At 59.4% G+C, this 22,120-nt stretch carries 20 protein-coding genes; 8 read left to right on the top strand and 12 right to left on the bottom strand.

The features are described from left to right. The coding region (locus tag ACFE0K_RS06835) for an HAD-IC family P-type ATPase (protein WP_434535349.1) at window positions 1-1,499 on the bottom strand (1,499 nt) is incomplete at its 3' end. A gap of 224 nt (window positions 1,500-1,723) precedes the next feature. On the opposite strand from ACFE0K_RS06835, the gene ACFE0K_RS06830 reads away from it, so the two are divergent. Next, window positions 1,724-2,317: a hypothetical protein gene (locus ACFE0K_RS06830; RefSeq protein ID WP_434535348.1), complete on the top strand. Its 594-nt coding sequence runs from the start codon at window positions 1,724-1,726 to the stop codon at window positions 2,315-2,317. Between the two features lie 134 nt (window positions 2,318-2,451). On the opposite strand, the gene ACFE0K_RS06825 is transcribed toward ACFE0K_RS06830, so the two are convergent. Next, window positions 2,452-3,360, bottom strand: a complete 909-nt coding sequence (locus ACFE0K_RS06825; RefSeq protein WP_434535347.1) for an imelysin family protein — start codon at window positions 3,358-3,360, stop codon at window positions 2,452-2,454. 27 nt (window positions 3,361-3,387) lie between these two features. Next, on the bottom strand, window positions 3,388-4,041 hold the full coding sequence (locus ACFE0K_RS06820) for an HAD family hydrolase (protein ID WP_434535346.1): 654 nt from the start codon (window positions 4,039-4,041) through the stop codon (window positions 3,388-3,390). Window positions 4,042-4,233: 192 nt separating this feature from the next. Between ACFE0K_RS06820 and ACFE0K_RS06815 the strand changes: the two genes are divergently transcribed. The 3 genes from ACFE0K_RS06815 to ACFE0K_RS06805 all read left to right on the top strand — a co-directional run bounded on the left by ACFE0K_RS06815 (window position 4,234) and on the right by ACFE0K_RS06805 (window position 8,562). Then, a complete protein-coding gene (locus ACFE0K_RS06815; RefSeq protein WP_434535345.1) occupies window positions 4,234-4,776 on the top strand; it encodes an RNA pyrophosphohydrolase in 543 nt (180 codons plus the stop codon). Then, window positions 4,769-7,045, top strand: coding sequence for a phosphoenolpyruvate--protein phosphotransferase (gene ptsP, locus ACFE0K_RS06810; RefSeq protein ID WP_434535344.1), 2,277 nt, complete (start codon window positions 4,769-4,771; stop codon window positions 7,043-7,045). Before ACFE0K_RS06815 ends, ptsP begins: the two co-directional genes overlap by 8 nt. A gap of 86 nt (window positions 7,046-7,131) precedes the next feature. Further along, a complete protein-coding gene (locus ACFE0K_RS06805; RefSeq protein ID WP_434535343.1) occupies window positions 7,132-8,562 on the top strand; it encodes a M20/M25/M40 family metallo-hydrolase in 1,431 nt (476 codons plus the stop codon). Window positions 8,563-8,609: 47 nt separating this feature from the next. On the opposite strand, the gene ACFE0K_RS06800 is transcribed toward ACFE0K_RS06805, so the two are convergent. The 7 genes from ACFE0K_RS06800 to ACFE0K_RS06770 all read right to left on the bottom strand — a co-directional run bounded on the left by ACFE0K_RS06800 (window position 8,610) and on the right by ACFE0K_RS06770 (window position 17,222). Then, window positions 8,610-9,746, bottom strand: coding sequence for a hypothetical protein (locus tag ACFE0K_RS06800; protein WP_434535342.1), 1,137 nt, complete (start codon window positions 9,744-9,746; stop codon window positions 8,610-8,612). A gap of 125 nt (window positions 9,747-9,871) precedes the next feature. Then, window positions 9,872-10,852 carry a hypothetical protein gene (locus ACFE0K_RS06795; RefSeq protein ID WP_434535341.1) on the bottom strand — a complete coding sequence of 327 codons (981 nt, stop codon included), beginning with the start codon at window positions 10,850-10,852 and terminating at the stop codon, window positions 9,872-9,874. Further along, window positions 10,845-14,273 (bottom strand): hypothetical protein, encoded by a 3,429-nt coding sequence (locus tag ACFE0K_RS06790; RefSeq protein WP_434535340.1) that lies wholly within the window; start codon window positions 14,271-14,273, stop codon window positions 10,845-10,847. Before ACFE0K_RS06790 ends, ACFE0K_RS06795 begins: the two co-directional genes overlap by 8 nt. Then, window positions 14,270-14,797, bottom strand: coding sequence for a DUF4150 domain-containing protein (locus tag ACFE0K_RS06785; RefSeq protein WP_434535339.1), 528 nt, complete (start codon window positions 14,795-14,797; stop codon window positions 14,270-14,272). Before ACFE0K_RS06785 ends, ACFE0K_RS06790 begins: the two co-directional genes overlap by 4 nt. After that, window positions 14,790-15,917 carry a hypothetical protein gene (locus ACFE0K_RS06780; protein ID WP_434535338.1) on the bottom strand — a complete coding sequence of 376 codons (1,128 nt, stop codon included), beginning with the start codon at window positions 15,915-15,917 and terminating at the stop codon, window positions 14,790-14,792. Before ACFE0K_RS06780 ends, ACFE0K_RS06785 begins: the two co-directional genes overlap by 8 nt. Window positions 15,918-15,924: 7 nt before the next feature. After that, window positions 15,925-16,365, bottom strand: a complete 441-nt coding sequence (locus tag ACFE0K_RS06775; RefSeq protein ID WP_434535337.1) for a hypothetical protein — start codon at window positions 16,363-16,365, stop codon at window positions 15,925-15,927. A gap of 113 nt (window positions 16,366-16,478) precedes the next feature. Next, window positions 16,479-17,222 carry an NRDE family protein gene (locus tag ACFE0K_RS06770; RefSeq protein WP_434535336.1) on the bottom strand — a complete coding sequence of 248 codons (744 nt, stop codon included), beginning with the start codon at window positions 17,220-17,222 and terminating at the stop codon, window positions 16,479-16,481. Between the two features lie 109 nt (window positions 17,223-17,331). Between ACFE0K_RS06770 and ACFE0K_RS06765 the strand changes: the two genes are divergently transcribed. The 4 genes from ACFE0K_RS06765 (at window position 17,332) to ACFE0K_RS06750 (ending at window position 20,370) form a co-directional block, all read left to right on the top strand. Further along, window positions 17,332-18,135: a sulfite exporter TauE/SafE family protein gene (locus ACFE0K_RS06765; RefSeq protein ID WP_434535335.1), complete on the top strand. Its 804-nt coding sequence runs from the start codon at window positions 17,332-17,334 to the stop codon at window positions 18,133-18,135. Between the two features lie 5 nt (window positions 18,136-18,140). Beyond that, a complete protein-coding gene (gene lgt / locus ACFE0K_RS06760; protein ID WP_434535334.1) occupies window positions 18,141-18,953 on the top strand; it encodes a prolipoprotein diacylglyceryl transferase in 813 nt (270 codons plus the stop codon). Further along, window positions 18,950-19,783 carry a thymidylate synthase gene (locus ACFE0K_RS06755; RefSeq protein WP_434535333.1) on the top strand — a complete coding sequence of 278 codons (834 nt, stop codon included), beginning with the start codon at window positions 18,950-18,952 and terminating at the stop codon, window positions 19,781-19,783. Before lgt ends, ACFE0K_RS06755 begins: the two co-directional genes overlap by 4 nt. Before the next feature lie 77 nt (window positions 19,784-19,860). Then, window positions 19,861-20,370 (top strand): dihydrofolate reductase, encoded by a 510-nt coding sequence (locus ACFE0K_RS06750; protein ID WP_035245295.1) that lies wholly within the window; start codon window positions 19,861-19,863, stop codon window positions 20,368-20,370. A 455-nt stretch (window positions 20,371-20,825) separates the two neighbouring features. Here the strand turns inward: ACFE0K_RS06750 and ACFE0K_RS06745 are convergent, their stop codons facing one another. Both ACFE0K_RS06745 and ACFE0K_RS06740 read right to left on the bottom strand, forming a co-directional pair. Continuing rightward, a complete protein-coding gene (locus ACFE0K_RS06745) occupies window positions 20,826-21,245 on the bottom strand; it encodes an OsmC family protein (protein ID WP_434535332.1) in 420 nt (139 codons plus the stop codon). Window positions 21,246-21,443: 198 nt separating this feature from the next. Next, a partial coding sequence (locus tag ACFE0K_RS06740) for a hypothetical protein (RefSeq protein ID WP_434535331.1) occupies window positions 21,444-22,120 on the bottom strand: 677 nt, incomplete at its 5' end.

The raw sequence follows: 22,120 nt of genomic DNA, 5'->3' as shown, positions 1-22,120 counted from the left end.
TCCAGCTTGCTGCTGGTCTGCAGGGCGTCCCCTTCACGAATCAGAATGCCGTGCCAGGCGGCCTTGCCGACGCCGACCATTACTGACATGGGCGTGGCCAGGCCCAGTGCGCAAGGGCAGGCGATGATCAGTACCGTGGTGGCGCTGATCAGCATGTGGGTAATGCGCGGCTCCGGCCCCAGGTTGAACCAGGCCAGGGCGGCGACCACGGCGATCAGCATGATGGTGGGAACGAAGACAGCGGAGACGTCGTCGGCCAGGCGGCCGATAGGTGGCTTGCTGCCCTGGGCCTTTTTCACCAGCGCCACGATGCGTGACAGGGCGGTGTCCTTGCCCACGGCGGTGGCCCGGTAAAGTAGGGTGCCCCCTTCGTTGAGAGTGCCAGCACTGACCGTGTCGCCGGTCGCCTTGCTTACCGACATGGGTTCGCCGGTGAGCATGGATTCATCCAGGCGGCTTTCGCCTTCTTCGACGATGCCGTCCACGGCAATTTTTTCCCCGGGGCGTACGCGCAGGAGGTCATCGGTCTGCACCTGCTCCACGGGAATATCCTGTTCCCTACCATCGCGGATCACCCGGGCGGTTTTGGCGCCCAGGTCCAGCAGCCGTTTTACCGCTTCGCTGGTTTTGCCGCGAGCGCGCACTTCCAGCGCCTGGCCCAGGTTGATCAGGCCGATGATCATGGCACTGGCTTCGAAGTACACATGGCGGGCGGCTTCCGGCAGAGCGGCGGGGATCAGCACCACGGCCATGGAGTAGAGCCAGGCGGCACCGGTGCCCAGGGCGATCAGGGTGTCCATGTTGGCGTTGTGATTGCCAAACGCCTTCCAGGCACCGACAAAGAAATGGCGCCCGGCAGTCGCCAGTACCGCCAGGGTCAGCACGCCGATACCCAGCCAGATCCACTGGCTGGCTTCGCCGGGGTGCACCATCATGTCACCGCCGAGCAGACCCCAGGCCATTAACGGGACCCCCAGCCCCAGACCCAGCCACATATGACGCAGCAGCCTGCGATAGTGCTGCTGCTCTTGCTCCTCACGAGCGTCACCGTCATCGCTGTCGTCCAGGGGGCTGGCGCCATAACCTGCCTGTTCCACTGCATTGATCAGGGCGGCAGTATCCGCCGAGCCACTGACTCTTGCAGTGCGGTCGGCGAAATTCATTTGTGCCTGGCTGACGCCGGGCGTGTTGCGCAGGGCGTTTTCGATGGTGCGTACACAGGCGGCGCAAGTGGCGCCGGTGATGGCGAGTTGCTGCTCCCGGTTGGTGCTGGCGGGTGATGCGGGGGCCGTTGGTGGTCTGTCTTCAGCGGCATAACCGGCTTTGGCCAGGGCGGCCTGTACGTCGGACCTGCTGGCGGTCCCGGAGACAGTCACCTGCTGGGCGTCCAGATCCACCTGCACATCGTCGACACCGGTGATGGGATCAAGCGCCGCGCGAATCTTGCGGACGCAGCCCTGACAGCTGGCGCCCTGAATATCGAATTTCTGTGTCTGCATCTGGATCTCCATAGGCCGGTGAGGGCGGAACCATGCGTGTTGTCACAGATTGTCAAACTTCAGGGTAACCCCAAGGTCAACCCTGTGCTATAAACTGCCGCCGGCATTGAAAATTTTTATAAAACTGTCAAAAAGACGGAACTGCTCGTGCGCCAGCGACTCCATATCACCACTAGAGTACGAGCACATTGATGCCGTTTATCAATATTGAGAGGACCTTTTCTATGTTTAAGAAGACTTTGCTTGTGTCAGGGATCGCCCTGGCTGTTGCTGCACCGGCCATGGCGGAGCAGCGGACTTCCATGGTCCGTGATAACGGTTTTTCCTACACCTACGGCCAGCTTGCCTATGATCGCTGGGATCTGGATAACGATGTGGATCTTGATGCTCTGACGGCGGAAGGCAGCTTCGCGCTGGACGAGCATATTTTCCTGCGCGGCAGCCTGGGCTTCTATGATGGTGATGCAGGTCGTGCAGATGTGGATGGGCACCGACTATCCGGTGGTGTGGGTTTCCATACCCCGCTGCAGCGCGGTCTGGATTTCGTGACGTCCGCCGACATTATTTACGACGAGATTGAAGTGGGTCGTGGTGATGATGACGAGATCGGCTTTGAAGTGCGAGGTGGTGTGCGTCACGCCACTACCGAACAGCTGGAACTGTCCGGCGGCCTGACCTACATGGATCTGTACGACGATGACCTGGGTGTTTATGGCCAGGGTCTGTTCAAGCTGACCCCCGTGGTGGACCTGGGCGCCCGCGTTATTGTCGGTGGCGACCGTGATACCTACGGTGTGTTTGGCCGCTACAACTTCTAAGTCGCGTTCAGCACAAAAAAGCCCGCCGGGTGAAAATCCGGCGGGCTTTTTTTGTGCTGGTGGTTTTGTCCCAGCGTGCAGCCCTGTGTTGATTGCCTTCGTAGGAGCGCCGCTTCTACAAAGGCTTTACTTGCTCAGTGTTGATCAAGCCAGGTTGCCAGAGCCTCGCTGCCGGCTTTCTTCGATGCGGTTATGGCTTCCTCAATGCCCGGTGCTTTTTCTGCCCAGGTTTCCAGAGTGGTCTGATCCATATTGCGCACGCCCTTCAACAGCCGTTCTGTATTCACCTCGCGCACGGTTGCCGGGATAAACAGGCCTTCCGCTTCCAGATCGCTGCTGTCTTTGCGGGCGTCGCGAGCCAGCGTTTGTTCCAGCCCGCATTTCAGGGACTGTGAATCCAGGGGCGCCTCCACGGAGAGCAGTTTGGCATCGGTCTGCAGCTGCTCGGCGGCGAGCTGAAGATACTGTCGCCGACGCAGGGCGATCTCGTCATCGCCGGCCAGCATGGGCAGAGCCTTGGGGGTTTCTTCGGTACCATTTAGCGCCACGAACAGAGCCGCAAAGCCCAGGCTGGCTTCGCTGGCATCGGTGGCGCCGTGCTGGGTGCGCAGGGACTTGCGCGTCATTTCCAGATAGGGATCACTGATCAAACCGGATTCCGGCCATTGCGGCAGGGCATCCAGATAGCCGGGATAGAGCGGCCAGCTGTCCATGCGGTTGAGCAATTCCTGTTGCTCGAGCTGGCAGGCGCGGCTGGCCGCGAGCAGATAGTGATCCACAAAGGCGGCATACCAGCTTTCCATATGCTCGCGCAGCGCGTCCAGTTGCGCCTGCTCTCGGTGCTGATCGAAATCGTTCAGGGCCTGTTGCCACGCGGCGGCACCCTCCTGAAAGGCCTTATCCGCGTTTTGCTGCCAGTCGGTAGCGGGGATATCTGCCACCGTCGCCGACATATCGGTGTCTTCGCTTGGCGCCGGTTCAGGTGTGTTGTTGTCGCAGCCGCTTAACATCATTGCCAGCAGCGCGGCCAAAAAATAACGCATGGTTCCCCTTCCCCTTTTTTATGAGTCTCAGCGCAGGCTGATGACCGGCCAGCCTTGTTCCCGTGCTTCCCGGTCCAGGGTGGCATCCGGATCCACCGCCACCGGGTTGTCCACTTTTCTGAGTAACGGCAGATCATTGTGGGAGTCGCTGTAGAACCAGCTGCCTGCGAGGCTTTCATTGTTGGCCCGCAGCCATTCTGCCAGCCGTTCCACCTTGCCGTCCCGGTAGCTGGGTGTGCCGGCCACGTTACCGGTATAGCGCTCGCGCTTGCACTCGGCCACGGTGGCGATCAGATGATCGACACCCAGGCGGTCCGCCAGCGGTGCGGTGACGAAATCGTTGGTGGCGGTGATGATCATCAGCGTATGGCCCTGGTCACGGTGCTTCTGCAGCAGGGCTTCTGCCTTGGGCAGCCAAATGGTATCCAGCTTTTCCGCCAGAAACTGCTCACGCCAGAAATGCAGCTGTGCCATGTCATGATCGGCCAGCACTTTCAGGGAAAAACGCAGGTAAGCCATGATATCCAGACGGCCATTCTGGTAATCCACGTAGAACTGGTCGTTGGTATCCTTGTAATGCTGCTGGTCGACAATGCCTTTTTCTACCAGCCAGTCCCCCCACAAGTGGTCGGAATCGCCGGCGATCAGGGTGTTGTCCAGGTCGAAAATTGCGAGCGTCATGGCCTCTCCTTACGTGAACGGCACATTTTATGCGAAGCGAATGACAAGTTATAGGGAGTGGCTGTGCGGTGCATACAGCGTTTCTGGACCAGATGTTGCACGGTTGTGCATTGATTGCGGGTTGCCCGGCAAGGTTTAATGGGCCAACAAGGAGCCAGAGTCGGCAATGGTGTGCCGGCTCGTAGAGACACCATGACAGGCATTATTGATGACAAGGGATTCCGGCTGAACGTCGGGATCATCATTGCCGGCGAGGATGGCCGGGTATTCTGGGGTCGACGGGTAGGTAACCGTGATGCCTGGCAATTTCCCCAGGGGGGCATGATGCCCGGCGAAACCCCGGAGGAGACCCTTTTTCGCGAGCTGGAAGAAGAGGTGGGTTTACGCCGTGAACACGTGGAGATTGTTGCCAGCACCGAGGGGTGGCTGACCTATCGTCTGCCGCGCCGCTTTCTGCGTCGGCCTCGCAATCGTCCCCACTGCATCGGTCAGCGGCAGAAGTGGTTTTTGCTGCGGCTGACGGCGGAGGAGGCTGCCATTGACCTGTTTGCCAGCGACAGCCCTGAATTCAAGGCCTGGCGCTGGGTCAATTACTGGTACCCGATTCGCAAGGTAGTGCATTTCAAACGCGGCGTTTATGCCCGCGCCCTGCGCGAACTGGCCCCGGCCCTGAAAGGGGAACGGGAAGAGCAGGAAAAGAACCGGATCTCACCGGGAGACAACCCCAATGCTTGATACCCTGCGACGCATTGTCCAGGAAGTGAACAACGCGGCGGATATTCCCTCCGCACTGAATCTCATGGCCAAGCGGGTCCGTGATGCCATGGGCACCGAGGTGTGCTCCATTTATCTGCGTAACGAAGCAGAGCAGCGTTATGTGCTGATGGCGTCTGAAGGCCTCAAGCAGGAAGCGGTGGGGCATGTCAGCCTGGGATTGTCGGAAGGCCTGGTGGGCCAGGTAGGTCTGCGCGAAGAGCCGGTGAACCTGGAAGATGCCTTCAGCCATCCGAAATTCCATTACCTGGCGGAAACCGGCGAAGATCCCTTTCACGCCTTTCTCGGCGTGCCGGTGATGCACCATGGCAAGGTGCTCGGGGTGATGGTGGTGCAGCAGCGTGATGTGCGCCGTTTCGATCAGAGTGAAGAAGCGTTTCTGGTGACCATCTCCGCCCAATTGTCGGCAGTGATTGCGCATGCGCATGCTTCCGGGGTGTTGTTCGATCAGCTGGATGCGGGAGGGGCGGACCTGCCCAGCTTTTATGATGGCCTGCCCGGCTGTGCTGGTGCGGCCATCGGCTTCGGTGTGCTGCTGTTCCCGGCGGCGGATCTGTCTGCCGTGCCGGATCGTCTGGTGGAGGATGTCAGCGCGGAAATCGCTCGCCTGGATGATGCGCTGGTGCGCGTGCGCCAGGAAGTGCGTGATCTTGCCGAGCGGGCGTCCAAGAGTCTCGGCGCTGAGGAACAGGCGCTGTTTGATGTGTACCTGCGCATGCTGGATCGGCATGCATTGCCCGCCGAAGTGATCGTTCATATCCGCGAGGGGCAGTGGGCCCAGGGGGCGCTGCGCACCGTGGTGGATGCCCATGTGCGCAACTTTGAAATGATGGATGATCCCTATCTGCGCGAACGGGCGGCGGATGTGCGCGACCTGGGCCGGCGGGTACTGGCGCAACTGCAGAGCCAGAACCGCCGGCATATCGTGTTCCCGGATGAATGCATCCTGCTGGGCGAAGACATTTCTGCGCCCATGCTGATGGAGGTCCCTCGCGAGCGGATTCGCGGCATCGTGACGACCCGTGGCTCACGCAACTCACACATGGCCATCGTCGCCCGCGCCATGGGCATCCCCACCGTGGTGGGAGCCCAGAACCTGCCGCTTAAACAAATGGACGACAAGGAAATCATCGTCGATGGTTTCCGTGGCCGGGTGGTGGCCAATGCCTCGCCGGAGCTCAAGCAGCAGTTCGAAGAAATCATCGCCGAGGAAGCCAATCTCCAGGCGGGCCTGGAAAAACTGCGCGATGAACCGGCAGAAACCCTGGACGGTGTCCGCATTCCCCTGCAGGTGAATACCGGCCTGATGACCGACATCAACCGCTCCATCGAGCGCGGTGCCGAAGGCGTGGGGCTCTATCGCACGGAAATTCCTTTCATGGTGCGTGACCGCTTTCCTTCCGAAGAGGAGCAGCGGGTGATCTACCGGGAGCAGCTCGCCGCCTTTGCGCCGCACCCGGTGACCATGCGTACCCTGGATATCGGCGGCGACAAGTCGTTGAGCTATTTTCCCATCGAGGAAGAAAACCCCTTCCTGGGCTGGCGGGGCATCCGCGTCACTCTGGATCACCCGGAAATTTTCATGGTGCAGGTGCGTGCCATGCTCAAGGCCAGCGATGGCCTGGATAACCTGCGCATCATGCTGCCGATGGTTACCAGTGTGATCGAAGCGGAAGAAGCCCAGCACCTGATTCACCGTGCCTGGCTGGAAGTGCGCGACGAGGGCTTCGATATTCCCATGCCGCAGGTGGGGGTGATGATCGAAGTCCCGGCGGCTGTCTACCAGGCGCGAGCTTTGGCGCAGCGGGTCGATTTTCTGTCTGTCGGCACCAACGACCTGACCCAGTACCTGCTGGCGGTGGATCGCAACAACCGCCAAGTGGCCTCGCTGTATAACTCTTATCACCCGGCGGTGCTGCATGCCATTTTGCATGTGGTCGAGCAGGCTCACGAGGAAGACGTGCCGGTGTCCGTGTGTGGTGAGATGGCCGGGGAAGTGGGATCGGCGCTGTTATTGATGGCCATGGGCGTCAATGCCCTGTCCATGAATGCCTCCAACCTGCTCAAGGTGAAAGCCGCCGTGCGTCAGGTCAAAGCCAGCTTCACCCGCCAGCTGCTCAACGAAGTACTGGCCATGGACAACGGCGAAGTCATCGCCGCCTACGTGGATCTGCAACTGGATAAGGCCGGGCTGGGCGAGCTGCTGCGCAACCGCAAGGCGCTGGTCTGACGAAGCAGCGAGCCTGTCAGGGAGCCTCTGAGTACGCAAGGAGTTACTCAGAGGCTCCCCAAAACAACAAGACGTGAGGGCTGAAAATGAAACGCTTGCTGCAATTGTTGGCGCTGGCGGTGCTTATCCTGCTCGCGGTATTGCTCTATAACACCCTGGCCTTGCCGCAGGCAGACAGCCGCGTTGCTGAGCTGCCCGAATTGCAGCAAGTGATGGATGAGGGCGCCATGGTGGAGCGATTGGCAGCCGCTCTGCGTTTCCCCACCCTGCCGGATCAGCCGGATGCCTTTGTCGGATTCCATGATTTTTTGCGCGACAGTTTTCCGCTGACCCACCAGACCCTTTCCCTGAAAGCCTTCGGTCACAGCCTGCTATACCACTGGGACAGTAACAACGATTGCCCGCCACAGTTGCTGCTGGCCCATCAGGATGTGGTGCCGGTGTCCTCCCCGGAAGAATGGCAGCAGCCTCCTTTTGCCGGTGTCATCGACGACGACTTTGTCTGGGGCCGCGGTGCGCTGGATGACAAGGGCAGCCTGATGGCGATTCTGGAAGCCACGGAGGCCTTGCTGCAAAACGGTCAGACGCCCGCCTGTGATGTGTATCTGGCGTTCGGTCACGATGAGGAAATCGGTGGCCGCGAGGGCGCTGTGAAAATGGCTACCTGGCTGGAACAGCAGAACCTGCAATTTGCCCTGATCCTGGACGAGGGTGGCATGATGCTGCCGGGCAGCACTTTGGGGCTTGATCGCCCGGTGGCGCTGATGGGGATTGCCGAGAAAGGTTACATGACGGTGGAACTGCAGGCGGAGGCCGAGCCGGGGCATTCGTCACGACCGCCTGAGAGAACCGCCATCGGTGATCTGGCGGCAGCCATTCACCATCTGCAGACTCATCCCAGACCGGCCTCCCTGAGCCTGCCCACCCGGCAAATGCTGGAACAGGTAGCGCCTCACCAACCCTTCGCCAAGCGACTGGTGTTTGCCAACCTGTGGCTGTTCGAGCCGCTGATTATTCGCCAGCTGGAAAGCAAACCGGAAACCAATGCCCTGCTGCGCACCACCATGGCGCCCACCTTGCTGGAGGCCGGGGTAAAGGAAAACGTGCTGCCGGCCACCGCCAACGCCACCCTGAATTTCCGCCTGGCGCCCGGCGAAACCCGCGATAGCCTGCGGGCCCATCTGCGAAACGAATTACCGGAAAATATCAGCGTAACGTCCAAGGGCGCCTTCTTGTCCGACCCATCCTCGGTTACCGAAATTCCCTCTGCCACCTTTGATCGACTTGCCGCTCTGGCGCGTGCGTTGCCGGAACAACCGGTGGTCGCTCCCTACCTGCTTATCGCCGGCACCGATGCTCGTCACTATCAGCATCTCTCCGACCAGGTGTTCCGTTTTATGCCGGTCTCTCTCGGCCAGGACGACCTGGCCCGCTTCCACGGCCACAACGAACGGCTGTCCCGTGAGCAGTACCCGCACATGGTGCGGTTTTATGCAGGGTTGATGCTGGGGCGGTAACGGACCAGTGTAGTCAGCGTTATATCGTGTCGAAGTGATCCGCTGGATTAGGGGTTTATCAACATCAACAAAATGCAGAATAGCAAGAAGGGGAGGCTACGTTTAAAGAACTTTTTATGCGTAATTTCGGACGTTAGGTTCTGAAACGTATCTTTTTCTCGCTCTCTCGCCTCTGCAATTTCCTGATCGCTTGTCCTCTTGGTGGATGGTAACCATCCCATGGCAAGAGCCTGTTCGAGGGGCTTTCCCCAAGGGTAGTCAGCGGCAGCTTCTTTGGCCTTCTTGCAGCGGAGTATTGACTCCGCCCGGCCCATATCCCGAAAAAAATTGGCAGGACGAGATGTGTCATGGTCATGTTTTCTGGTGACAGGGTCGTATTGCCTTACGGGCTCGAATTCAGGGACATCAGGAAGGGGTAGAGAGGGGTCCATGAATTGCTGAAAAATCTCCCAGCGTAGGAGAGGGTCATAATAATCGCCATTGTTGACAACAATTTTGCATGCTCTCAGGCCGGTTTCTTTGTGAATGATAGTCAGTGTCTGGCCTGGGTCAATGCTGTGATGCATTGGCGTGCTCCAGGATTTTTTTGACGGAACAAGCTCGGAAAATGGAACCTCCTTCCTTCCTTTTTCTTTCTTGCAGTAAATATGGGCCTTGCCGGTTTTACGATTAAATAGAGTGTTCATTTTTTCTTCAGGTTTAAAGGATCGGCTCATTACTGTTGAAAAAACGAAAATGGCCAAGAAAATAAAGGAGGCTGACAACATGAATACCATGAAGTCATCTTCGAAAAATGGCTTATTGATGTTGTAGTCGGATATTCGGATGCTTATGAATGTTATGAATACCGTTATAGATGTTTTCTCGAAGGGTGTGGCAATGGCGGTAACGAGTGGTGCTATAACGATAAACCACGGCAGGTAGTTTTCTATAGGGCTTCCATTAAGTAGTGGCATTGTTACTATTAAAAGTGCCATGGCGAATTGAGTGATAATAGAGAAGAATAAAGAGAGAGCCATTGATACTTCCCAAATGGCATTGAAAGGGATGTAATTCGGCTCGCTCCATATGTGGCTGTATTTCTCGGTGGTCCAGGAGCTCTCTTTGACCATTCCTGATAAGCCGCTGGAAAGATTGTCATCAAATATGGCGAGATATTCCCCGCATTGAGGTCCGATTGGCATTCCCAATCTTTTACCGTTTCCTAATATGGGCATTGCTTTACCCCTAAAATGTCGTTGGCTAACTGTTATATGAAATGGGATAAAGTTGGCTCACCCAAAAACAGCCTTTGCAATGATGGTTTCTATTAGTTTTTCTGCCAGCGTTGTTCAGAAGGTTTCCAGCCGTTGGCCAAAGCCTGTTCCCTAGTCTTTCCCCAGGGGTAGTCTTTGGCGGCTTGGCGGGCGGCTTTATAGCGCGCTTCCAGTTCTTTGGGGTTCATGTCCCGCCAGAAGTGTTTGGGGCGCCCCGTTTTTTTGTCGTGTTCGGCTGTTACCGGGTCGAACTGGCGGGCGGGTTCGTTGATCAGGGTTTCCGGGAGGGGCTGGGAGATATCCATAAATTGGGCCAGGTTTTCCCACTCCAGGTAGACCTCGAATTCGTCGGGGTAGTCGTTGATATGGCTGATAACCAGATCGGAGTACCGGTGAACCAGTAGCAGCATAAAGCCGGTGGAGCCGGTAGCGGCAGTACGGGTGGTCATGTGTGGATCGAATTCGTCGAAGGGGATTTCCCGACGAGGCTTGCCCTTTTGGTAAATGCTGACCATGCCGGTACGGCGGTAGAAGCGGGTATCTTTTTTTAGTTTAGGCTCGCCCCAAGTTAGGATTTTTAGCAGGAGCCAGATGCTTAGAAGAGGCAAGAAGCCCCAAGTAAACAAGCCTAGGGCTTCTTTGTAGCCTACTGCGAAGAAAATATATATAGAGCTAAAGCCCCCCCCCGCAAAAGCAAACCAGGCCGCCACATACCGAAGCGTTCGTAGTGCTATCGCCCATTCAAACATGGTGGGCCAGACAGCTTTGATATGGGGAGCATCCTCGGTGTTCTGGTAGGCTTTTGGGTGACTCTCCGGTCCGCGCAGGAAGTCCTGATCGTCCTCAATGCAGGTGCCGTCTTCGGCCAGGGGCTCTCGACACTGGGCCCCTGCGGGCAGGTGTAGGGGGCGACCCATAGCCACTCGGGAAAAGTAGCCGCCCGGTTCTTTCGGAGGCGGGGCAGGCACTAGCTTGCGTGGCGATTGGCTGTTATACGCTGTGTCCTGGTAGGCGTTGTCTATGGTTTCAGTCATGGCGTTTTCCGTTAAAGCGGTATGCCGGGGTATGGCCTTCGAGGATGATCGGCTGTGACCGGGACCAGCCACCGGTTTGGGTATTGATGGTGCCGCCTTCCAGGTACTGTTGAGGTTTGCTGGGATCGAAGGGCAGCCAGTTCTGGGTTTCTTGGTGCCAGTAACGGGCCTCCACGATAACCTCGGCACTGCCGGTGGTTTCCGGCGGGTCGTACCAGGCAACAATGCCGATACGGCTGGCCGGGTCGTTATCGTCGGCCAGCAGGGGGTGCCAGCCTCTAGGTTTGAGGGGGTAGTGGCGACCGCCCCCGTCTTGCCAATAGGCGTAGTGTTCGATCTTGCCTGCTTGGCCGACGGCGGGGGCACGGATTTCCACGCGGGCGCTGGTGGGCGGGAAGATCCTGTCAGGCTGGACTTTGACCTGCGGGGCCAGCAGCAGGGAAAGCAGAGCCCGATAGACCTGTTTTGCATCCAGCCCCTGGTATTCCTCGCTGAAACGCAGGTCTTTGTCCTTGCTGAAGGGGCCGTAGCTGGCCCAGCGTTCGATAGGGGTCAGCTCCAAGCTGTGGGCGATTACCGAGGCAATAATGCTGACACCAAAGAAGGCCCAGCCCCAGGGACCAAGCCGGAGCAGGATTGCTCGTTCGGCCATTTTACTGACGATGGCCCGACCAAGCTGACTGGCGGCGGCCCCGGCTAGGGCGGCGGTCTCAACCCCATGGACGACGGCGCGAGTTCGGTTGGCCTTTTGCCATTGGTTTATGGCATCGGAGGCGACCATGATGGCGCCCGCACCACTAAGGGCAACCCCCAGCCTACCGAAGTTGCTGACCTTGACGCCCAGAAGGCGGATATATTTGTCGCCTTTCACCAATTTACGGGCCCACTTGGCCTGCCGGGTGCGAGAGCCGGAAAGAAGATGAGCCGTTTTATCCTTGCCCAATAATTGGATGGCGGTATCGGTTAGGGCGTAGAGAAGAGCGAATCCACTGACGATTGCTTTGCTGCCATTATCAAGGCCGAGACCATTCCGTTGAATGCTTTCCGCCGCAGACTGCAAATTATAAACCTCCAACACCGCCCAAACCGGTGGCAGCACCTTGCTGGCGGCTTTCAGGGTGTGAGTGGCGGCTGTGGTGCCTGGGCTGGCCTGGGTATCGGGCTGGTGCCAGTGGCGGATGTATTCGCTGGTGGTGGGGATAGTGATAAGCGTGGCGTTAGCCTGGGCGAGGCCGCCGCTGCTAACGATTCGGAACTCATTTTGCCATTTTATTTTGTCCAGCGGTTGGGGCAGGCCGCGGTTGATGGTCAGGTCCGTGACGTCGGTGCTGCCTACGGCGTCCAGTGTTTTGGGATCAAACAGGGCGGCCCTGCCGGGTGTATCCAGTCCGCCCTGGCGGATAATGCTGCGCCGTTCCTGGCGTTTCAGGCCGTTGAAGGCGGCCTCTGCTTCGATAATGATTTTTCCTTCAGGGATGGTTTGCCCTTCCCTGACCAGCCTCAGGCCGCGAAGGTCCTTTTCGCCGCTGGCTTTGGTCAGCCTCATGAGCATGTCCAGCTGCTCGGTACTCTTTTGTTGCAAGGCGTTCTGCCATTGCTGCTGAAAGTGGAACAGCAGGCAGGCTAGGGTGGTGCTGGCCTGGGCTCGCGCCTTTTTCAGATAATCGAAGGCACCCAAGTCATCGTCGTCGCCTTGTTCTTCCCCGGAGAACAGAGCGGCAAAGGCGGCGGATCGAAAGTCGATACCCTGTGGTGGGGCAAAAACGTTTTCTTCATGGGTGTCCGGTTGGTAGTCCTGCTCCAGAGGGATCTGCCCTGGGCCAGGGAAGAGTGCGCTATGGAGTGGGTGACAGTCTTCAAGAAGGGAGGCGAGCCAAGTCTGGAGAGGATCGTTGTCCGGTTGATAATCCGGGTCCGGGTTGGCGTCGTAGCTGCCGTCGATGACTGATGGATCTGGACCCGCGCCGCTGAGAATACCGTTGATGCTGGCCCAGAGGGCACTGTAGTCCGGCGTGGTGTGTGGGCTGTCCCAGTCGGCCACTTGGAGGTGCTGGTTCTGGTCGGGAACGGGTAGCCATGCAAGGTCCAGTAGGGCTTGCTGGCAACTTACCAGTAGTGGCTGGTCGCTGTTAGCCGGGCTGCCATCGGTAAGGTTCCCATCCAGCCAGTGGACCAGGGCCTGTCGCAAACTGCGAATGTTTTGCCGCAGTTCGCGGCGTTCTTCAACACGGAGAATTTTTTCCAGTTCATTGCGGTCAATACGCGAGGCTGCAGCACGAAGGTTACGGGCGTGCGGGCTTTTATCGTCGTATCTTCGGCCTCGCCGGGTTTGGCTCCATTCATGAAGTTCTTCATTAAAGAGTAACTGGTAGGCATAGAGGGCGCTCTTGCCGTGTTCTTCCTTGTCGATGGCGTTGGGGTTAATGCAGGAGTCAGGACCCGCGTCTGCTAGGTCGGGAAGATCTGGTGCGCCCTCGATGGATGCCAGATGGCTTTTCAGTTCTCCGGTGTGCAGCTGGATCAGTCCCACCATGTTATTGGCAATCCCCAGCGGGTCCTGCAGCGCCGCCACTGCCAGGTTGTCCTGGATGTCTGCGCGGCTGAGTTGGGGTAAGGGCAGCAGTCCGTTTTCGTCGGGCTGATTGTAGTGGTTGTTGGCTTGCCAAGCGCCGATCAGGGCGGTTTGTTTGAGGGTGTCTGGTGAGCCTTGTCCATCGAAACTATTCACATTGAGCAGCGTGGTGCGCTGCAGGCGCAGGGTATGGTCCACGTTGTCGCGGTGCCACTGGTAGGGTTCATGCTCTGGCAGGTCGGGCAGGTAGCGGGGGTCTTCATTGGCCAGGCCGCCGAGGGTTTCGATCAGGGCCCAGCTCCAGGGGATTTCCGAGAAGGCAATTTGCAGTAGTACCGGGCCGCCATTGAGTCGATGGGGGACGGTAATGGCGCCGGTTTCGGTTTCCATGCCATCGTCCGGTGGGCGCTGGTCGCAGCCCTGGTACTTGGCCAGATTGATGTCGCGGAAGGTGTTGCCGTCGTCGCTGACCACCAGTTCCCGCCACAGGTAACCACCGACAAAAATATACAGTCTGCCGTTGTCGCGTAGGGGCGCGAGCTGGGTGCCTTCCGGGTCGGCAAAGCGCACGGGTTTGATGTGGCCGAGGGCGGTGAGGGCGTCCGTGCTGGTGTCGCCCCGAACGACGGGCAGCCCCTGGCCGAGGGGAATCAGGTAGAGGTTGTCGTTGCCTTCTTCCAGATAACCGCTTTCTTTGAGGCCTTTGGCAACGGCGTCGGGGTAGCGGGTGCGGTTGTCGTTGAATTCCAGAAACAGCTCAGAGGCGTCTTCCCCGTTGACATGGAAAGAGGCCAGGGTTCGGTTGCCGACGGTGTCATTGTCGGCCAGAAAGCGGGTTTGGGCGTTCATTGTACCCTCCGGCGCAGGCGCACGAAGTGGCGACGACGGGGCTGGGCGGGGGCCTGGTTTTCCACATCAAGACGATGGGTCGGTTCGGTGGTTTGTTCTTCGGTTTCTTCCGGTGTGATCCCCTGGGGCAGGCCGGCGCCAGCCTGCTGAAGCGGGGCGGGTGCGGTGTTGCGCATGTTGGACACCATCATGTCGCTCTGGCGCACGGCGGGTTGACCTTCCACGAAGACGTTGGGTGAGAAGGTGAGAAATTCCGCCTGCCCGGCAATGGTGCCGGACATGATTCCGCCGCAGGTGCCCGCCATGTCGCCGCTGCTTTTGGCGAAGGTAGACGCCACATGGCAAACCGGATTGCCGTTGACCAGTACGGAGCTGGCGGTACCGGCGGCATCCGTGCTCATGGCCACGTTGCTGTAGGGGATGGGCTGGCAGAAAGGCGGTGTCTTGCAGATATCCATGGTGACAAGGGTGCCACCGGAGCCGGCGTGAACAGCGGTGAGGCCGTTGATCAGGATATTACTCATGGCGGGTTCCTTCCTTTGAACCGGTGTGTTGGGCGATCTCGTGTCGTTGATGATGTAGTTGCATGGCCAGATGTTGCGGGCCGCCGGGGCTGTCCAGCACCAGGGCGGTATTCGCCGGGCAGATGCGAAAGCGCAGCGCTTCACAGGCGGTGATCAGGCCCACAGGCAGGGAAGCTGCTCCGCTATCGCCGATGGTGAGTGCCGGGCGCAGGATATGCAGCGGCGCTGGCAGGGTCGGTTGCGGCGCTTCCTTTTCCCCTTTTCGCATGGCCAGGTTGTCGCGGTTGGAAAGACGCACCGGCCACAGGCTTGTCTGGGTAGAGTGCCAGCTGAGTTCGTGTTCGCGGGTTTGTGCGCGCGCCAGTACCAGCCGATCTGGACGGGAAACGGTGTCATTGCCCGCGGCATGTCGGGCGGCGGTGGCCAGGGCCAGGCCCTGTTGATGGGGAAGACCCGTTTCGGTTGCCGAGTGGTTGCCAAGGCCGGTGCAGGTAATGTCGCCGGGCTGCAGGGTGTCGCTTGCCTCGAATCTCACCAGGGCGATGGCTTCCGAGAGTATCCGGCCATGGCTCCAGCTGTGGGTGCGTACGTCGTTAGCGGGTTGTCGTTCGTTGAGGGTTTCCTCGTTAAGCAGGCTGTCGACCCCGAGCAGAGTGAGCGCGGTGAGATGCCCTTGCCGCAGATGCTGCCATTCTTCCGCCAGCGCTTCGGGCAGAGAGCGGGGGCAGGCCACTCGTATTTGGCCGGCAGCGCATGCCTCTGCCAGGCGATTGTGTAACCAGGGGATGAGGCCTTGCTGCAGACGTTCATGGCGTGCCCGATCCGGCGCTGGCAAGCAAAGCAGTATCCGGCTGTCTGTCAGGGCTGGGATATTCTCGTCCAGCAGGGCATCAAGGGCCGGGAGCAGGCGCTGCGGATTGAACGGGGCCTCGTCGTGTTCAGCGGGGATTCGTCCCATCATGATGGGGTCAGGTTTGCCGCTGCTGGGGTCAGGGATGCACCGGTTTCTGTCGGCCTGGTACGCCGGTATTCCGGCCTGACAGGCCAGGTAAACCCCGGCCGGGTGAGTGCCTGTGGGGGCGTTGAGTGCGTAGTGGCTGAGGCGGATGGCTACAGGCATGGGGCGGTCAGTTGAGTTCGATGCGGGCGCCAAGCAGGCGGTTGATGCCGTCAGCGATGGCGTGGATTTCCCGCCCATCAAGCAGCAGGGTGCCATCCGGGCGCAGCTCTATCTGGGCGTCGCCGGTGCGCAGTAGCAGACCTTTGGGGGCATCGAAGAGGAGCTGGCCGTTGTCCAGCTCGGTAACCAGATCCGTGCCCGGGTGACTATCGGCTAAGGGAACGATGCGGTCGGTGACCACCACCCCGAGGGTGTCATCAAGCAGGCAAAGTACTCGGTCACCGTCTTGCAGGGTGGTAACGGTTTCGGCAACATGACGGACCGGCTGTGGATTGTCGTGATTCGGCGTGGTGACCAGAAGGACGCCATTCTGGTACGTGATGGTGGCGATGTAAGGGGATGATGTGGCGGGCGGCCGGTCTGCTGCCCGCAATGATGACGTGACCATGAGCCTCTCCTGCTTCCTTGCCGGATCAAAGCAGGGAACGCTAACAGGCCGATCAGTGGATATCTGTAGGAAATCGCTGACAGTTGCCGCCAGTGAGAGCCGTTTAACGCAATTCAGCTGTGCCGGATGCTCCCGTTGGGACTGCCGTCCGGCAACCAGCCCTGTTCCAGCATGATCGGGCCGCTGTCGCGGTGCAGTTCTACCACGCTGCTGGCGCGGGTGCCGTAGGTGGGAGACTGGATAAAGACCGGTGCCACCAGCCTTTCCAGATCCATGCCCACGCCGGTATCGGGCAGTTCGCTGTCCGGTGGCTGGTAGTGGTCGTTGACCACGTCCATGAGTTGTTCCGGGCTGCTGCCGGCGGTGATGGCGTTGGCCAGGCGTTGTTTGGCGCGCTGTACCTTGGGCCAGGGGTCATCCAGCAGGCCGTTGCACAGGCCGTGAATGCCGGGGGTGACCGCTTGCGCGGCGGCGCCGCGATTGCCCAGATACCAGAGGCTGTCGGGGGTGCCCACCAGCAGGTTGAAGGCGCCGTAGTGGTGCTGCTGTTCGGCCAGTTCCCGGCAGAAGGCTTCCGGTGACTGCTCGCTTTCCAGGAAGGCCAGGGGCAGCAGGCCCCGTGACCGCTCGCCGGTTTGCCGGTCGGCGATGGGTTCCCGGTAGTTGGTGACCACGGCGACACGGCCGTTGCGGTGGATGCCCAGCCAGGTGCCGCCGGCGGTCAGGTCCAGGCCGCAGAAGATATCGCCGCGCCAGCGGGCGGGCTCGGCGGGGCGGGCGTGGAATTCATCCCGGTTGGCGGCCATCCGCAGGGGAGTGGGGGAATCAGGTTGCCAGTCGAAAAGCACAATACACATACCGGTCTCTTGCGTGTATTCGATACTGCCGCAGGAGTGGGCTCCTACAGTCACCAATAAGCCGTGCTAGCATACCTGCCTTGCGAGTGATTGGCATAAGGGCCGGCCAATGTGGGAACTGTTTCTGATTTGTCTGGGGGTCGGTGTGGGTGCCGGCCTGCTGGCCGGGGCGCTGGGTCTGGGCGGTGGCGTGGTGATCGTGCCGGCGCTGATTTTTCTGTTTCACGGGCTCGGCTTTCCCGCTGAGCTGGTGGCGAAGATGGCGGTGGCCACCTCCCTGAGCACCATCATGATTACCTCGATAAGCGCGGTGCGCACCCACCACAAGGCGGGTTTTGTGCGCTGGCCGGTGGTGTTGCGGCTGGGCGTGGGCATTGTGCTGGGGGCTTTTGCCGGGGCCTTTATCGCCGATGCCATGAAAGGGGAACTGCTGACCCGGTTGTTTGGTCTGTTTGCCATGGTGATTGCCTTGCAGATGGCACTGACGGGCCGCAAGGCACCGGACGGGAATTTGCCGGAGCGAGTGCCCGGGTCTGTGGGGCTGGCTGTGGCCGGGGTGCTGATCGGTACCGGCTCCGCCATTTTCGGTATCGGCGGGGGCTCGCTGACGGTGCCGTTTTTGAGCTGGTGCCGCCTGAAAATGCAGGAGGCGGTGGCCATCGCGTCCGCCTGTGGTTTGCCTATCGCTATCGCCGGTACCCTGGGCTTTGCGGTGGCCGGCTGGCAGGAAACCCGGCTCCCTGAGGGGGCGCTGGGCTATGTGTTTTTGCCGGCCACAGCCGGTATAGTGCTCACCAGTTTTCCGTTCGCGCGACTGGCGGCGCGACTCAGCCACCGGCTGCCTTCAGCGATGCTGAAAAAGGTGTTCGCGGTGGTGTTGTTTGTCATCGGCCTCAGGCTGGTTTTGGGATAGGCATTATGGAATTTCCGCAGATTGATCCGGTGGCGATTGCCATTGGCCCCCTCAAGGTGCACTGGTACGGCCTGATGTACATGCTCGGCTTTGCCGCCGCCTGGCTGCTGGGGGTGTACCGCGCCAAGCAGCCGAACTCCGGCTGGACCAAAGATCAGGTCGGCGACCTGGTCTTCTACGGCGCCATGGGTGTGATCCTGGGCGGCCGGTTGGGTTATGTGCTGTTCTATAATTTCGGCAAGTTTCTCGATGATCCGATCTGGCTGTTCAAGCTGTGGGATGGTGGCATGAGCTTCCACGGTGGCGCCATCGGGGTATTGGTGGCGTTCTGGCTGTTCGGCCGCAAGACCAACAAGCGTTTTTTCCAGGTGGCGGATTTCATGGTGCCCATGGTGCCTATCGGTCTGGCCACCGGTCGCTTGGGTAATTTCATCAATGCGGAACTGTGGGGCCGCACCAGTGATGCGCCCTGGGCCATGGTGTTCCCCACCGATCCGGATCGCCTGTCACGGCACCCTTCCCAGCTGTACGAGTTTGCGCTGGAAGGGGTGCTGCTGTTTCTCGTGCTGTGGTTCTATTCGGCGAAACCGCGGCCGGCGGGGGCGGTGACCGGGCTGTTCGGGGTGGGTTATGGTCTGGGCCGAACCTTTGTGGAATTTTTCCGTGAACCGGATGCCCACCTCGGTTACCTGAGCGGTGGCTGGCTGACCATGGGGATGTTGTTGAGTATTCCGATGATTATTCTCGGTATCGCCATGATGGTGTGGGCCTACCGCCATGATGATCGTGTTGTTACCCCTTCCGGGAGTCGTTCATGAAGCAATATCTCGATCTGCTGCGCCACGTGCGTGAGCATGGCACTTTCAAGGAAGACCGTACCGGTACCGGCACCTATGCGGTGTTCGGTCATCAGATGCGCTTTGATCTGAGCGAAGGGTTTCCCATGGTGACCACCAAGAAGCTGCACCTGCGCTCGATTATTCACGAGCTGCTGTGGTTTCTGTCCGGCGACACCAACATCCGTTATCTGAAGGAAAACGGGGTGTCGATCTGGGATGGGTGGGCGACCCCGGAGGGTGAGCTGGGCCCGGTGTACGGTGAGCAGTGGCGCAGTTGGAAAACCCATGATGGTCAGGTGATCGATCAGATCTCCGAGGTGCTGGCGGAGATCAAGCGTAACCCGGATTCCCGCCGCCTGGTGGTCAGTGCCTGGAACCCGGCGGTGCTGCCGGACCCGTCCATTTCTCCGGATGCCAACGCCGCCGCCGGCAAGCAGGCGCTACCGCCGTGCCACTGCCTGTTCCAGTTCTATGTGGCGGATGGCAAGTTGAGCTGCCAGCTGTATCAGCGCAGCGGTGATATCTTCCTGGGCGTGCCGTTCAACATTGCTTCCTATGCGTTGCTGACATTGATGATGGCGCAGGTCTGTGATCTCGAGCCCGGCGATTTCGTACATACCCTGGGTGATGCGCACCTGTATTCCAATCACCTGGAGCAGGCGGATACCCAGCTTGCCCGGGACCCTCGCCCGTTGCCAACCATGACGTTGAACCCGGAGATAAAAGACCTGTTCGCTTTTACCTTCGAGGATTTCACCCTGAGCGATTACGAGCCCCACGCCCATATCAAGGCGCCGGTGGCGATTTAAGAAACGCTTGCGCGCTTGCATGCAACACGCCGACACGCGTGGTGCATGCAAGGGTGATGCGTGTCAGTGAGGTTTGAATGTCCATTCGTCTTTCCCTGATGGTCGCCAAGGCCAGCAATAATGTGATCGGCCGCAATAACAAGCTGCCCTGGTATCTGCCCAACGACCTGAAGTACTTCAAGCAGGTCACCTTTGGCAAGCCAGTGATCATGGGCCGCAAGACCTGGGACTCTCTGGGCAAGCCGTTACCCGGTCGCACCAATATCGTCATCACTCGGCAGCCGGATTTTCAGGCGGAAGGCGCCAAGGTGGTGGCGACGCTGGAAGAGGCTGTGACCATGGCGGAGAACGTGGCCTTTATCGAAGGCCAGGACGAAGCGGTGGTGATGGGGGGCTCAGAGATCTATGCGCTGGCGCTACCGAAAACGGACCGGCTCTATCTCACCGAAGTCCATGCGGAAGTGGAAGGGGATACCTGGTTCCCGGAATACGACACGTCTGAATGGAAAGAGATTGGCCGGGAGGATTTCCCGGCGGAAGGGCCGAACCCCTACGATTATTCGTTCGTGGTGTACGAGCGGAAATAGGGGCAAGCTACAAGCTACAAGCTACAAGCTACAAGCTACAAGCTACAAGCTACAAGCTACAAGCTACAAGCTACAAGCTACAAGCTACAAGCTACAAGCTACAAGCTACGCTGGTTGGATAGGGAAAGGTTGGAAAGTTCCCAGGATTCGCCATTGCTACGAAGCTGCTGTAGGAACGGAGCGCAGCGGAGTAACGCACGTAGTTCCGTGCGGCCCGAAGGGTTCGCGAAGCGAATAACCTTGCTTGCAAGCGAACCGCGCTTGCGCGGAAATCGCCCGCAGGGCGATCAGGAATCTCGGAGCTCCACAGGTTTCGTTAACCAGCAAAACCAGAAGCTTGAACAGACACCCAAATCACGCCGCCAGCGACGCTCCTACAGCGTGGATAACGCGGGTGTGGCGCCAATCGTTTAGCACGGCCTTGCCCGTATTGTAGCTTGAAGCTTGTAGCTGCCTTATCCCCTCGGCTCGATCAACACTTCACTTTTCACCGATTGCGCAATAAAGCACTTCTCGTGGGCGCGCTGGTGTAGTGCCTGAATCTTGCCGGCGTCCGGTTGTTCACCGCTGAAAGTCACCAGCGGTTGCAGCAATACCTGGCGGACATAGATCATCGCCTGCTCGTTCTGGCCGAGGGTGGCCTCCGGGGCGTCATCGTAGCTGGTAACAGACAGGCCTTCGCGGGCGGCTTCGGTGAGAAACGACAGCAGATGACAGCTAGCGAGGGCGGCAATAAAGGCCTCTTCCGGTTCCATGAATTCCTGCTGACCATGATGGCCATCCACCACACGGACTTCATTGCCATCGGCCAGGTGCCAGAGGTAGTGATCCTCGCCGTGTGTGTTCCAGCTCAGATGCATAGTGTGTTGTGGCACGACATATCCCCGGTTGGTTTATTCTTCAGGGCAGTATGCCATCAAAACAGCCACTTGCCATGGCGGCTTTGGTCGAAGTCGGTGACAAAACGTCAGTGGGCGGTGTCGGGTGTATCCGGGAGGGCGAACGCCGTTATGGCAGAAAAGCGGCCGATGGTGGTGGCGGGAAAGTGAAAACGTTACCGCCACCTGTCACCGCTACGTGGCACTGTCCTGGGCCATTTCCCAATAGCGGAACACGGCCACATTGACCAACGCGCTCATCAGGCTGACCGGCACGCCCACTAACAGGGCGGTAGCCTGGGGTTGGCTGATGACGGCGGTGACCAGGCTGGCCAGGATGCTGCTCATCAGCAGATAGGCGAGGAACACCAACACCAGTATCAGCAGCAGCGGCCACTGCTGGGCTTCTGTCATGGCGAAGGATTGACGCAGGGCATCAATGGGATTGCGGCGCTTCAGGACGACCAGGAAAGGCGCGAAACACAGGCGGGTGTAGACCCACAGGGCAGGGAAAAAAAACGCCAGCCAGCCCAGCGAGACACCAACGGCCATGATGGCATAGGTGGCCAGCAGCATCGGGTAGACCAGCAAGGCGGCGGCCAGGCACTGCAGCAGGCCGGCGGGCTTGCCGGTGCGGGTGGCGGCGAGCTGGGCGATCAACGCGCCTTCGGCCAGGGGGCGGCTGAGTAGCACGATGGCCAGGCTGATGCCGCTGAACTGCAGGGCGCCGCCGGCCTCTTCCGGGCATACAAAGCTGGGGCCAAACAGCCACTGGCTGGCTTCGGTGAGCAGGGCGAAAGGCGCGGTGACCAGAAAGATCGGGCCAAGATTGCGCCACCAGAAAAAGAGAATTTCGCGAAAACGTTGGCTGA

It is taken from the genome of Alcanivorax sp. (assembly GCF_051117345.1).
In the GTDB taxonomy this organism is placed as follows: domain Bacteria; phylum Pseudomonadota; class Gammaproteobacteria; order Pseudomonadales; family Alcanivoracaceae; genus Alcanivorax.
This window is presented reverse-complemented; position numbering and strand designations above follow the sequence as displayed.